The sequence below is a fragment of the Pedobacter rhizosphaerae genome, assembly GCF_900111155.1.
Lineage (GTDB): Bacteria > Bacteroidota > Bacteroidia > Sphingobacteriales > Sphingobacteriaceae > Pedobacter > Pedobacter rhizosphaerae.
In genome coordinates, this window is sequence record NZ_FOGG01000001.1 from 92,668 (window position 1) to 106,874 (window position 14,207).

Sequence of the window (14,207 nt, forward strand, 5' to 3'; positions counted from 1 at the left end):
ATAATTATGAGCACAACAATAAATACGGTAATTAGCGGAACCGGAAGCTATATTCCCGAAAATATTATCTCAGGGAATGAATTTATCAATTCCACTTTCTTTGAGAATGGTAGCCTTTTAGAAAAAGAGAACGAAGAAATTATCAGCAAGTTTTCTGAAATCACCGAAATCATAGAACGTCGATATGCTTGTCCGGAATTATTGAGCAACCATATTGGTGCCAAAGCGGCAGAAAAGGCCATAGAAGATGCTGGTATCGATAAAGAAACGCTTGATTATATTATCTTCTGCCATAATTTTGGCGATATCCGTCTGGATAGTAACCGGACAGATATCTTACCTTCTTTAGCTGCAAAGGTTAAACAACAGTTGGGCATCCATAATCCAGATTGTGTGGCTTATGACCTCATTTTCGGCTGTCCGGGATGGGTACAAGGCGCAATACAAGCCGATTACTACATTAAAAGCGGTGATGCCAAACGTGTTCTGGTGATTGGTGCTGAAACATTAAGCCGAATTATTGATCCACATGATCGTGATAGCATGATTTTTTCTGATGGTGCGGGAGCCGTTATTTTCGAAGGTAAGGACAGCCTGGCCAAAGCAGGAATACTAGCCCATAAAACCGAAACACATTCACTAAACCATGCAGGATTACTCACCATGGGGAAGGGCTTTCATCCGGATGAAACAAGTGGCAATTACTACCTTAAAATGAACGGCCGTAAGTTGTATGAGTTTGCCGTTATCCAGGTGCCACAAGTCATTAAAAAAGCCATAGACAAAGCAGGCCTAAGTGTTGAAGATATCAACATTGTATTTGTTCACCAGGCCAACGGAAAAATGGATACGGCCATTATGAAACGCTTATTTAAACTTTACGGAAAGGAAACTGTACCCGATAACCTGGTGCCCATGACCATTAGCTGGCTTGGAAATAGCTCTGTTGCAACTGTTCCTACACTTTTAGATCTTGTTTTAAAGGCCAAAGTAGAGGGTTACCAGGTAAAAACAGGAGACGTTGCTGTTTTCGCCTCTGTAGGCGCAGGGATGCACATAAACGCTTTTATTTACCGTTTCTAGTTACCTATTCTTCTTAAACCGGCTTTAGCCTGGCTTTCAATACTGTTTTCGTACTCATGGTTTTTCATAGAGATGGCAGTATTGAAAGCCTCTTTTGCTTTAGCCTTATTGCCTTTCTTCTCGTAAACTTTGCCCATTTGTAAAGCCGCATTCGCAGCAAAATAGTATTTTAAATTCTTGCCCTGGTTTATAGCCGCCTGGTAAGAGGTTAAGGCCAAATCATCTTTTCCCAAATCGTCGTTAATCCTACCCATTCGATAATTAAACTCGGTTTTATCTTTGTCACTCTCAAAATCGGCAGTTTTCTTATCCGATAATATCTGTGAGGCCCTACTTAAATACCCTCCATCGAATAACAATCTGGCCTTTAATAGTTCTGCCGGTGGAGCAGGAGCTGAAGCCTCATTCTGGGCCTGCTTATCTTTCTCATTATAGGAAAACCCTGAATTAATCGCCTTAGAAATATAGCTGCTATAGCTATTTTTATCGCCGTTTAACAACGAAACCCAGGCAAGGTGGAGGTTAGCGTCCTTAATATAATTAACGCCTCTGTTGGCCTGCAAAAAGCGGTTAAAGTTATTTGATGCGGTTAAATCCAGTTTATTCAGCCGGGCAACCCCCTCCAAATACTCGAGATAAGGGAAAGACTGATAAACCCCTCCCGCCGGCTTTTTATTCAGAATAGAGATAGCTTCATCCGTATGACCGTTTTTAATGCATACATAGCTTTGCAAATAACTTTTAAGCAAGCTTGTATCGGCAATTCTCTCGGTATATTTCATGGTTTTGGCATAGGCCAATGGACTATGAGCCACGTCAGTAAGCACATAGGCATAATAAAATACTACTTCTTCGTAAAAAGGTTCGTAGCTAGATTTGGGTAGGTTTTCTGTTAACTTCTCTAACATATTTAACCCGTTCTGCAGGTTACCTTTAAGACCAAGGGTTGATAAGGCACTTTTTAATCCTCCATCTGGCAAATTACCGATAACCGCATTGATTAGGCCCAGCCCTTTGAGGTTAAGATGAAAATTAGGGAATTTTTTGGCATTTTCCTGCAGCTGGTTATTGGCTCTCCTAATTTCCATTGCTGCATTGAAATACTCGCCATACCGACCTCGTATTAGTGCCCACTGCAGATTGATCTCTGCCTGTGCATAAAGATAATAAGGCGAATCCTTGTCATCGTCGCTTATTTTATCCAGTCTGGTAGATTTATTTCCTTTGAGCTTATCAAAATCAGCCTTGCTTTCGGAAGTAATGAGGGTAAAATAATCTATGTAATTCTCCAATAGCGGGATAATCGCATTATTGGGTCTAAGTTTTTTTTCTGTTGCCACATAAGCCTTTGCGTTTCCCAGCTTCAGCTCAAAAATGCTTTTGTAGGCGTTAAGACAATTGGCATTAAAATCAAAATTGGCGAAGAGGTAAGATGGGGAGGAAATAAGAGCAATAAGCGTTAATAAACGAAGGCTTTTAATCATTTGGGAAGATATAGTGCGCCTTTTAATGGGACGCTAATTCACATTTTAACAAATATCTACAATAAACGCTCAAATCCTCTTCTTGTTTCAATTAAAAGACTAAAAATTGAGGCAAACCCTTTGCACAAAAAAACGGCCCTGTTTTTCAACAGGGCCGCCATTATATTTTGTGTTTGATTATAAAGCTTCAGCTACTTCGTGAGTTAAGGCCTCATCTACCAAAATACGTCCGCAGTGCTCGCAAACGATGATTTTTTTACGTTGACGAATGTCTAACTGACGTTGAGGTGGAATCTGGTTGAAGCATCCTGAGCAAGAATCACGATCGATAGTTACAACCGCTAAACCGTTAATTGCGTTTTTGCGTAAACGTTTGTAAGCCACTAATAAACGCTCTTCGATTTGAGTTTCTGCAGAATCTGCCTTTTTTTGTAAAGCATCTTCATCCTTCTCAGTTTCTCCAGTAATCAGATCTAGCTCTGCTTTTTTAACTTCTAAATCTTTTTTTCTGCCCTCTAAATCAGCTAAAGCAGATTCATAAATTTCAGTTTTTGAAGTAATTTCGAAGCCATGCTCTTTAATTTTCTTCTCTGAAACCTGAATATCTAAACCCTGGATTTCGATTTCTTTAGTTAAAGCATCATACTCACGGTTGTTTTTAACCTCTTTTAACTGAGAATCGTATCTTTTGATGTTCGCTTGAGCATCTTTGATTGTATTTTTACGGGTTACGATCGCATCTTCCAAATCATCAAGTTCATTCTTGATCTTCTGGATTCTGGTTTCTAAACCAAGCACATCATCCTCAAGATCAGCAACTTCCATTGGAAGCTCGCCTCTTACCTGACGGATTTTATCAATTTTAGTGTGGATATTTTGTAATTCGTATAAAGCTTTTAGCTTTTGTTCTACGGTTTGTTCCATTAAAACAAGTAATTTATGGGGTTTGTATTTTGCTCCGTTAAACGGATTGCAAAGTTAGTAAATTTTTTTTGAATAATTTCAAGCAATAAATTTGAGGTAAATTGTTCAGTCTCAAAGTGTCCGATGTCTGCAATCACTATTTTTTCTTCTGCATCAAAAAACTCATGGTACTTAAAATCTGCCGTAATAAAGGCGTCTGCTCCTGCGGCGATGGCTTCTTTAAGCAGAAAACTTCCAGAACCACCACAAACGGCCACTTTTTTAATTCTCTTGGTAATTAAATCGGTATGTCTCACTACTTTAGCCTGCATTCTATCTTTTACCAGGTGTAAGAAATCATAGCCATCCATATCGTACTCTAACCAGCCCACCATTCCAGACCCCACCATTTCATGTTTGTTCTCCAATTTATAAATATCGTAAGCAATTTCTTCATAAGGATGGTTTTCGAAAAGGGCTACCAAAATTTTTCTTTCTGCCTGTACCGGATAAACCATTTCAATCCGAACTTCCGACTCGCGATGCTGAACACCCTTTTCGCCCACAAACGGATCGGAAGATTCATTGCCCTTAAAGGTTCCGAATCCTTCTGCATTAAAACTGCATTCGCTGTAATTGCCAATATTGCCTGCTCCTGCATAAAAAAGTGCCGATCGCAATTGTTCTGCCTGTGCATGAGGACAATAGGTAACCAGTTTTTTCAATATCCCCGCTTTTGGCGACAACACCTTTACACCCGTAAGCCCTAAACGCTCACAGATTCTGGCATTTACCCCGGTATGCACGCTATCTAAATTGGTATGAATAGCGTATAACGCAATGTTATTCCTAATCGCTTTTAAGACTACCCGCTCTACATAGTTCTTACCATTCAGTTTTTTTAGTCCTTTAAATACAATAGGATGGTGGGTAATGATGAGGTTACAGCCAGTATTAATGGCTTCATCTACCACCTTCTCCACACAATCTAAAGCCACTAAAGCTGCCCGGATTTCCATATTGGGATCTCCCACAATTAAACCTGAATTGTCATACTCTTCCTGATAGTTCAGTGGTGCAATGCTTTCTAAGTAATTGGTTATTTCCGCTAATTTCATGGCCTAAATATAGAAAATTTGATACAATAAACTTCGTTAGAGCAATCTGGCATTCACAGAAAAATTACGGTTTGTTTACCAAGGACAAGTCTTAATAAACCTGATAGAAATGAAAAGCCCGCAAGCCCAATTTTTCATTGGGTGCGGACTTGTAATGTATAGCAGGACGGACATTAATAAAAGGTACTGCCCTTGATTTTCTAAAGAAATTGAATCCCTTTTGTTAAGTGGCTGAGTTATTGAAACCCACCCATTCTGACCATTTGCAAGCTTTCGAAAACCATTTTCTGGTTGTGCTCAAATGCCAGGCTCTTATGGTTAATTACATCAACAATTGAACCGATGAAACATAAACCTGCGGTAACTAAGTAAAGGATTCCCATTCCTACCTGGCCAACGATAAAGCGCTGCAATCCTGGCACTAAAAAAAGACCTATTAAACAGAACATCAGCATATCTGAAGGGTTTTTACGTTTGCTGCTGTATACCATAAGGAAATTGCGCAATTGTTGCTCGGTTAACCCCGTGGTTGCTTGTTGTAAGTAGGAGTATTCTTCTGGCGTTATGCCTGGTAACGACATTAGGGGTGATTGAAATATATCCATGGTTTTATGTGTTTATTATTGAAATTTTTTGTCTTTTAATTTGCTTTATTAGGGTATAAATTCTGTGCATGATGATCAATACTGCCGGAAAACCTAACCAATGTTCTTTAAAACTATTGGCAAATTCGCCATGAAAAATGTAACTGATAGACCTTCCTAAACCGCATCCCGGACACCATCCTTCGAAACCCAAATTGGCCAACGGGCAGAGGGTAAAATGGTGTTCATGAGCGTTTGCTGTGGCCAACAACACTAAAGCCGATATCCAGAATAAAAGCTCCAGCGGAAAGGATTTAATGTATTTCATGTTTCAGTTTTTATATATTTTAGAGGCTGCAAAAATAGCTTTGTTACGGAAATAAGCGATTATTCGACGAAATGTAAAAAAAATCCGACAAATGAACGGATTAACTCGAACAATCGCTGCATCATCTATCTTTTATTTATTGTACTATTTAGATTTTACCCCTGATACGCGCTTCAAAACCTTTGCAACCTTTTGTGGTTAAATTAATACGATGATTACAATTCGAAAAAATCAATTAAGAAATAAACCTTAAATTTGCGCCTTGAATATTCGCGATTTAATAAACAGATACAAAACAGACGAGAGGGTAACTGAATTTACCAAGGCGTTGAACAGCTCGAAAAATCCTAAAATACAATTGAAGGGTTTGGTGGGTTCTGCTGATGCTATTGTAGCGCTATCGTCTTATTTTTTACTTCATAAACCCATCTTGTTTATTTTTCCCGACAGGGAAGAGGCCGCTTATTTCCAATCTGATTTGGAAAGCGTTTTAGATAAGCAAGTGTTACTCTTTCCTTCTTCTTACCGAAAATCATTTGATTTTACGCAAGTGGATACGGCCAATGTTTTGGCGAGGGCAGAGGTTTTGAATGAGCTTAACCACGATTCTGAATTTGGTAAAATTGTAGTGTCGTACCCGGAAGCAATTGCCGAAAAGGTTATCGATCGTTCTGCCCTGGAAAAAAACACCCTGGAAATAGCGGTTGGTGCTAAACTTGGAATCGATTTTATCAATGAATTTTTAATTGACTATGATTTCGATAGGCGGGATTTTGTTTATGAACCCGGGCAGTTCTCTATCCGTGGTGGTATAGTAGATATTTTTTCATTTTCTTCTGATTTGCCTTTCCGTATAGAGTTTTTTGGCGATGAGGTAGAAAGTATCAGGAGTTTTGAAATTGAAAGCCAGCTATCGGTTGCCGATGTTAAATCGCTAACCATCGTTCCAAATGTACAAGCTAAATTTTTAACGGAAAGCAATATCAGTATCCTCGATTATATTGATCAGGACACACAGCTTTGGTTTAAGGATGTAGAATTTACTTTGGATATTGTTAAAGCCGGCTATAAAAAAGCAACAGAACTCTGGAAAGCTCTTTCTGCTGCAGACAAAAACCAAAACCCGGAATGGATTGACCCCAAGTTTGCTTTTACCGATGAGAAATTGTTGGGAGACCATCTACAGGATTTCCCGCTGATTGAATTTGGAAAGCAGTTTTTCTATCGTACCGAAAACTACTTTGAGTTTGAAACGAAGCCTCAACCTTCTTTTAATAAAGACTTTAACCTCCTCATTCATAATTTAAAGGAAAACGAGAAAGAGGGGATTGTAAACTTTATCTTCACCGATTCGGTAAAACAGATTGAACGTTTGTATGCCATTTTGGATGATATTGATAAAACGGCGAAGTTTACTCCGGTAAATAGTATGCTCCGCGAAGGGTTTATTGATCCTAAGATTAATGTGGCTTTCTACACCGATCACCAGATTTTTGATCGCTACTACAAATATAAACTCAAGAAAGGCTACCAGCGCAGTCAGGCCATTACCCTCAAAGAGCTTCGGGAGCTGAAATCGGGCGATTTTGTTACCCACATTGACCATGGTATAGGTAAATATGCAGGCTTGGAGAAAGTAGAGGTAAATGGCAAAACGCAGGAAATGATCCGTTTGGTGTATGCCGACAATGATTTGCTTTACGTAAACATTAACTCTTTAAACCGCATTGCCAAATACAGTGGTAAAGACGGTGGTGCGCCCAAGATGAATAAACTGGGTACCGATGCCTGGGATAAGCTAAAAAAAACCACTAAAAAAAAAGTTAAGGACATTGCCCGAGACCTGATTAAGCTTTATGCCCTACGAAAAACCCAGGCCGGAACAGCTTTTTCGCCCGATGGCTATCTGCAAACAGAGTTAGAGGCTTCATTTATTTACGAAGACACTCCCGATCAGCTTAAGGCTACCCAAGACGTTAAGAAAGATATGGAGGCACCACACCCCATGGACCGGTTGGTTTGCGGTGATGTTGGCTTTGGAAAAACAGAAATTGCTGTGAGGGCGGCATTTAAAGCCGTTGCTGAAGGAAAACAGGCCGCCATATTGGTTCCGACAACCATCTTAGCGCTTCAGCATTTTAAAACATTCTCGTCGAGGTTAAAAGAATTTCCGGTTAAGGTAGATTATATTAACCGATTTAAAACGAGTAAACAGATAAAAGATACTTTGGCCGAAGCCGCAGATGGCAAGGTAGATATCCTTATTGGAACACATAGATTGCTCAGTAAAGATGTAAAATTCAAAGATCTGGGCATTATGATCATTGATGAGGAACAAAAATTTGGGGTAACGGCAAAAGAAAAGCTTAAGGCCTTAAGGGTTAATGTTGATACCCTTACGCTAACGGCAACTCCGATCCCCAGAACGCTACATTTTTCTTTAATGGGAGCAAGAGATTTATCGATCATTAGCACGCCACCACCCAATCGTCAGCCGGTAAGTACCGAGCTTCATGTATTTAATGAAAAACTGATTCAGGAAGCTGTTCAGTTTGAATTAGATAGGGGTGGGCAGGTTTTCTTTATCCATAACCGCGTAAACGACCTTATGCAACTGGGCGGGTTAATTAAAAAACTCGTTCCGAAAGCAAGGATCGGGATTGCGCATGGACAATTAGATGGAGATGCCCTGGAAGATGTAATGCTTGATTTTATCAATGGTGAAAAGGATGTTTTAGTGGCTACAACCATTATTGAAGCGGGATTGGATATTCCGAATGCCAACACCATTATCATCAACCATGCACACATGTTTGGTTTGAGCGATTTACACCAAATGCGTGGCCGTGTGGGCCGTAGTAATAAGAAAGCTTTCTGTTACCTGCTTTCGCCGCCACTTTCTACACTTACTTCTGAAGCGAGGAAACGACTGAGTGCCATAGAAGAGTTTTCAGACCTTGGTAGCGGCTTTAATGTGGCTATGCGAGATTTAGATATCCGCGGTAGCGGGAACTTATTAGGGGCAGAACAAAGCGGCTTTATTGCCGAAATAGGCTTTGAAATGTACCACAAGATTTTAGATGAAGCCATACAGGAGTTAAAAGAAGCTGAGTTTAAAGGCTTATTTGAGAATGAGCCCGCCAGACCTTTTGTGGGTTTTACTCAAGTAGATACCGATCTGGAGCTTTACATTCCAGATGCTTACATTACCAATATTACCGAACGATATAACCTTTATACTGAACTTTCTAAACTGGAAAACGAAACTGAGTTGGCTGTTTTTGAAAAGCACCTGGCCGATCGTTTTGGTCCGGTACCTCCGCAGGTTAAAACCATGCTTAGTGTGGTGAGGTTACAGTGGTTGGGTAAAAAATTAGGATTTGAGAAAATTAGTTTCAAGAAAAACAGCTTGCGCGGATATTTCTTAAGCGATAAACAGTCTGCTTATTTCGATTCTAATACCTTTACCAAAATCTTAACCTTTGCACAACACCATCCCAGGATGTGTAACCTGAAAGAGGTTAAAAACACTTTAAGGATTGCTTTTGATCATATCAATACGGTTGAAGAAGCGATTCAAACTTTAGAATTGATAGATTAGAAAACGTTAATTCAGTCAGTCGACTGACTGAATTAACGTTAATTGAGTCATTTCATTGACTGAATTAATGTTTTTTAGATTATCTTGAAGCCACTTACCCTTTTAATTGATTCCGAATTACTAACCTTTATAGCCTGATGAACCCCGAATTATTACTCGAATTAGTACGCATGCCCATGCCTTATGGTAAGTATAAAGGTTGGTTAATCTGCAATTTACCAGAAACCTATCTCTTGTGGTACAAGGATAAAGGCTTCCCAAAGGGAAAATTGGGCGATTTAATGGCCACCATGTTTGAGATTAGGGTTAATGGATTGGAATACCTGTTAACGCCATTAAAAGGTAAATAAATTAGGGTTTTAATCGCAGGGGAAACTGTTTATATCTCACAGCCCTTCCCTTCGCACGATCATTTTTTTATCTAATGAAGTAGCGTGGTTAATAATTGATTAACCTAAAAGGAGCGTTTTCCTGCCGATTTAAGAAGATTTGCGCTGACAATTTAATCCCATTAATCTGCGGGAAACTGTTTATATCTCAAAGCCATTTCCTTCGCACGATCATTTTTTTTATCTAATGAAGTAGCGTGGTTAATAATTGATTAACCTAAAAGAAGCGTCTCCGTCGATTTAAGAAGATTTGCGCTGACAATTTAATCTCCTTAATCTGCGGGAAACTGTTTATATCTCACAGCCATTTTCATCGCAAATGGCATCATTGTTCTTGTTTAACGAGGTTAATGTGCTTTGCGGCTGGCTGGCTTTCCACTCTTGAAAGCTTTGCGTAAGGGCATCGGTAAATGCCTGAACCGGTTGTGCCCCCGAAACACCGTATTTTCTATCCATAACGAAATAGGGAACACCGCGAATTCCTAAGTTCTGACTTTCATAAATATCATAACGAACGGCCTCTGCATACTGATCACTTGCAAGCGCCGCTGTTGTTTCTGTGGCATCTAAACCAATTTCTTTGGCTACTTCAATCAGTACGGCATCCTCACCAATATTTTTGCCCTGAACAAAGTGTGCTTCAAACAATTTTTCTTCAGCAACATCCTGAAGGTTATGCTTTGCCGCCAAATGGATTAAGCGATGTGCATTGAAGGTATTAGCCGGGATATTCTTATCGAAATTGATGGTTAAACCTGCATTTGCAGCCATATCTACAACCTGCTGAGTCATCTGCTTCGCATGTTCTACAGACATCCCTTTGCTTCGCGATAAATAATCGTAAATAGTCTCATTATCAGTATTGTGATACTCTGGGTTGAGCTGATAGCTTTTCCAATCCACTTCAATTTCATTTTTGAATGGCAATTTATCAATCGCTTGCTCAAAATGACGTTTCCCGATATAGCAAAACGGACACATTACATCCGACCAGATTTCTACTTTCATAAGGCAAAGCTAAGGGTATCAGTAGAAAACAAAGTAAGGACAGCGTAAAAAATGAAAGCTTCAAAATTGTTACAAATTTTATTTTTCTTTAAGCAAAATGATGTATGTTTGAATTACCAAACAAATTTTTATAATGAAAAAAATCTTATTAATGCTCTTTATTGCTGGCATCGGCATGTCTGCTCGTGCGCAATTCGAAGGTTCAAAACAAATTTTTGAAAGTCCGAAGTTAAATGTCGAAAAGCCCAATCACAAACTGGTTGCTATCTTGCCCTTTAATACGAAGATCTCGTACAAGAAAATGCCTAAAAACTTTAATGCTGAGGCTAACAAAGACCAGGAAAAAACTATGTCTAAATCTATACAATCAAGTATGTATACTTTTTTGTTACGGAAAGCAAGCAACTACACTGTTGAATTTCAAGATCCAGACAAGACCAATATATTATTAAAAAAAGCAGGGGTACAGGATAAGCTAGACGAGTTGACTAAGGATGAGGTAGCCAAGATTTTAGGCGTTGACGCTGTTTTGGGTGGTAACTTTGAAACAGAACAATCAAAATCAGAAGCTGGAGCAATAGCATCTGCTGTATTATTCGGCGGTTTTGGAGGTAAAACAGGAACCGGTACATTAACCCTTACTTTGAATAGCGGTGCTTCAGGCGATTTACTTTGGAGGTTTTTCAAGACCATGAATGATAACATCACTACATCAACAGATGACCTGGTAGAGCACATGATGAGAAAAGTTTCCAGAAATTTTCCGTATTCAAAATCATAAATCAAGAATTTCTTACATAAAGGGCCATTAAGTTTTTCACCTTAATGGTCCTTCTTTTATGCTTACTATTTATACAACTGATTAAAAATCAACTTGAATGTGCCATGAGTTTGTGCCCTAAAAGCAATCTCAGGTCCGAATGCAAAGAGTTTTCCTTTCCCAACATTGGCTTCAAATGCCGTTACTCCATCTTGTAAATAGGCCTGGCCCCAGGCCCAACCACTTCTTAAAGGTGTTGCCGATTCAAACCACATCAAGGGTATAATTTTACCAGTTGCAATGGCATCTCCGGTTAATTTAAAAACAGGGCTATTATCGAAATAAACATCTGCTTCTTTTTCCATACCCCAGGTTGATGGCGATTTAGTATCTACCTCCACATTCAAAACACTGCCAGGAACATAGTATTTTTCATTCGGCAAACGCTTTTCCTGACTGTTTACAATTTCAACCATAGCATTTCTAACTGGTAAACCTAAATGGTAGGCCAAATTGGTGCTACTGCCAATGGTTAATATATTTCCTCCCTCCGACAAAAATTTCTTCAGTTGAGGAATTGATTTATCTGTAGTGATTCTACCTAAGCGATTTCTAAATTCAGCTGGAATTTCATCAGCCGCAGGGCTTGCATTTCTTCCTCCAAAGCCACCTGCCTGAAGAGAAGGAATGGCTCCACCAACAAAAATGATGATGTCATACCTGGATTTTAAATTGCCTGCGTCAATATCCTGAGGATAAATAACCGTTGCATTATAGTGGTATTGCTCCATAATAAAACGCATCCAGCCCGAAGCCATAGAACCTCCGTAAGTATCCCAAAGACCTATCCGGGCAGAAGAAATTTTGATTTTATCTTTTGGCAATGACGCTGCTTTCAATTTAACATTCGCCTTTTCCAATATAGATTTTCCTGCCGATGAAACATAAAAATCTCCATTTTCGGCGGCACGGTAAACTTCTACCTTTTGCTTTAGTAAATCATTTACGGTAGTGTAAGAATCATTTTGCGCTGCACTTAAAACATAGCCAGATGCCGAGACTGGCTTATATTCAGGGCTCAATAATTTCCCATATGGATTCCGCTCAAACGGACCTTCAAAATTATCTAAAATCCGGTCAAACTTAACGTTCATAAGATAGGCCAAAGTCCACCCTGCCGCATCGTATGGTGGAATTGGAGCTCCACCCTCATATTTAAAATCGTTAGGATGATCCTGAGGTTCGAACATATCCAAAACGTGTGGCCTGAAAGCCTGATCGGTTTTTACCACATAGCTACCCGCAGGATACTTCTTTCCTGCCACAGTAAAATCAGCTGTTGCTTTTTGAACCACAATTCCCGTTCTGATTAATGCATTTAAAAACTTAATAGCAGAATTAAAATCTGCCTGATCTGCCGAAATAATATACCCTCTTGCATCTCTGTTTGCAGGTGCTTTCATTACGGTGTCAAAATATTGGTTACTCATTGCTGGTCTTTGTCCATATTCAAAATCTCCCGTAGGAACGGTTCCTGTAGCTTTTTTAGCCGCATTGTTTATGGCATCAATTTTTTTAGGAGAGAAAGACCAGGTATCTTGTTTTCCTCTTTCGATGGAGTTTTTACCCATCTGGTAGATATTAAACAACAGCTCATCTCTATAGCGTTGCGCATAATTTAATACGGCATAGTTTAAGGAAACTGAATAATCTATTGAATTTTTAAAGTACCATTTCCTTGGCGTTACCGGATTAGGGGAGTCACTATTCGGCAAAAGCCTGGAAGGCACTAAGGGAATCTCTGATGGCGTTGGACTGCCCACTATTTCTGTCAACAAGCCTATCATATTATGGAAATAAGTGGTTGTTCTTAGTCCACCGTTATACCAGGTAGAAAAAACGGAGCCTCCACGTTGTGTATACCCCGGCTTACCCTCTACATTCATTCTGGTGTGCATAGCTGCACCAACGGCATCTAAACTGGTCAAAAGGGTTGCATCAAAAACATAGTTAAAAGGGTCGCGATATGGAGGGCCGGCTACAACCGTTCCGGCAGGCCCTGCCTGATGGTGATTGTACATAATCTGTGGGATCCATTCTACAAAAAGTTGCCTCCCAATATTTTGGGTTTCTTTTAAGTTGAGCATGAAAAAATCGCGGTTATTATCGTGTCCCGCATATTTTTCATATAACCTCGGTAGTCCAGATAGGGTCCTTTTTGTTTGATCCTTCTGCCGCATATACCAATTGCTCACCAGTTCTTGTCCATCGGGATTAGCATGCGTGAAGAGAATAATTACATGATCTAAAATCCGTAAGGTTTCAGGGTCTGATTTTGAACTAAATTCATACGCAGTTTGTATCAATTGATGTGTCCCAACTGTTTCTGTGGCGTGCAGGCCACCATCTATCCAAACAATGGCTTTTCCTTCCTGAGATAGTGCTTTCGCTTGTTCTTTTGTAATCTCTGCATGGGCAAGCTGTTGCGAGATTTCCTTATACCGATCTAATTTTTGAATATTTTCTGGCGAAGAAACAATCAGCATATACTGACTTCTCCCTTCTTCGGTTTTACCGATATCGACCAATTTGACCCTTTTTGAACTTTCTGCCAGCTTTTTAAAATAAGCTTCTGTTTGGGTATAGGTAGCCAGCTGATAGTTATCGCCGATATCAAATCCGAAATGAGATTTAGGGCTGGGTACCTCTTGGGCAACAGCCGAAAATCCTACTCCCAGAAAAAAAATAAAAGAGATCTTTTTGAGGTAGTTTTTGATCATAATAAGTTTAGTTTGATGGATAAACCAAATATAATATAGATTATTTGCTGTAATTCGCTTGCGCTAAATTTGTTACAGACGGTCAATTTGGATCCAATTCGTTCAAAAATTGCGTTAATCATCAAAATCCTCCTCCTTAATAGTTACATTTGCCTTTGATGTAAGTTCT

At 39.4% G+C, this 14,207-nt stretch carries 11 protein-coding genes; 4 read left to right on the top strand and 7 right to left on the bottom strand.

Translation table 11 applies throughout. The annotated features are described in order from the left end of the window. Window positions 1-6 precede the first annotated feature (6 nt). Window positions 7-1,083 (top strand): 3-oxoacyl-ACP synthase III family protein, encoded by a 1,077-nt coding sequence (locus BMX11_RS00410; RefSeq protein ID WP_090879658.1) that lies wholly within the window; start codon window positions 7-9, stop codon window positions 1,081-1,083. Here BMX11_RS00410 and BMX11_RS00415 read toward each other — a convergent pair. The 5 genes from BMX11_RS00415 to BMX11_RS00435 all read right to left on the bottom strand — a co-directional run bounded on the left by BMX11_RS00415 (window position 1,080) and on the right by BMX11_RS00435 (window position 5,500). Further along, complete coding sequence (locus tag BMX11_RS00415) at window positions 1,080-2,567, bottom strand: tetratricopeptide repeat protein (RefSeq protein WP_090879662.1); 1,488 nt, start codon at window positions 2,565-2,567, stop codon at window positions 1,080-1,082. The two genes, BMX11_RS00410 and BMX11_RS00415, sit on opposite strands and share 4 nt — an antisense overlap. A gap of 177 nt (window positions 2,568-2,744) precedes the next feature. Then, complete coding sequence (locus tag BMX11_RS00420; protein WP_090879665.1) at window positions 2,745-3,491, bottom strand: zinc ribbon domain-containing protein; 747 nt, start codon at window positions 3,489-3,491, stop codon at window positions 2,745-2,747. Further along, on the bottom strand, window positions 3,491-4,588 hold the full coding sequence (locus tag BMX11_RS00425; protein ID WP_090879669.1) for a Nif3-like dinuclear metal center hexameric protein: 1,098 nt from the start codon (window positions 4,586-4,588) through the stop codon (window positions 3,491-3,493). Before BMX11_RS00425 ends, BMX11_RS00420 begins: the two co-directional genes overlap by 1 nt. A gap of 236 nt (window positions 4,589-4,824) precedes the next feature. Continuing rightward, complete coding sequence (locus tag BMX11_RS00430) at window positions 4,825-5,193, bottom strand: TM2 domain-containing protein (protein ID WP_090879671.1); 369 nt, start codon at window positions 5,191-5,193, stop codon at window positions 4,825-4,827. A gap of 4 nt (window positions 5,194-5,197) precedes the next feature. Continuing rightward, window positions 5,198-5,500, bottom strand: a complete 303-nt coding sequence (locus BMX11_RS00435; RefSeq protein ID WP_090879673.1) for a DUF2752 domain-containing protein — start codon at window positions 5,498-5,500, stop codon at window positions 5,198-5,200. A 262-nt stretch (window positions 5,501-5,762) separates the two neighbouring features. Between BMX11_RS00435 and mfd the strand changes: the two genes are divergently transcribed. Both mfd and BMX11_RS00445 read left to right on the top strand, forming a co-directional pair. Continuing rightward, entirely contained in the window at window positions 5,763-9,101 is a 3,339-nt protein-coding gene (gene mfd, locus BMX11_RS00440) for a transcription-repair coupling factor (protein ID WP_090879676.1), read from the top strand. A 137-nt stretch (window positions 9,102-9,238) separates the two neighbouring features. Continuing rightward, window positions 9,239-9,451: a DUF3820 family protein gene (locus tag BMX11_RS00445; protein WP_175474432.1), complete on the top strand. Its 213-nt coding sequence runs from the start codon at window positions 9,239-9,241 to the stop codon at window positions 9,449-9,451. Window positions 9,452-9,781: 330 nt separating this feature from the next. On the opposite strand, the gene BMX11_RS00450 is transcribed toward BMX11_RS00445, so the two are convergent. After that, a complete protein-coding gene (locus BMX11_RS00450) occupies window positions 9,782-10,498 on the bottom strand; it encodes a DsbA family oxidoreductase (RefSeq protein WP_090879682.1) in 717 nt (238 codons plus the stop codon). 133 nt (window positions 10,499-10,631) lie between these two features. Between BMX11_RS00450 and BMX11_RS00455 the strand changes: the two genes are divergently transcribed. Further along, window positions 10,632-11,279, top strand: coding sequence for a hypothetical protein (locus tag BMX11_RS00455; RefSeq protein ID WP_090879685.1), 648 nt, complete (start codon window positions 10,632-10,634; stop codon window positions 11,277-11,279). 65 nt (window positions 11,280-11,344) lie between these two features. Here BMX11_RS00455 and BMX11_RS00460 read toward each other — a convergent pair whose 3' ends face one another. Continuing rightward, window positions 11,345-14,038, bottom strand: coding sequence for a M14 family metallopeptidase (locus tag BMX11_RS00460; RefSeq protein WP_090879688.1), 2,694 nt, complete (start codon window positions 14,036-14,038; stop codon window positions 11,345-11,347). Between the last annotated feature and the right edge of the window lie 169 nt (window positions 14,039-14,207).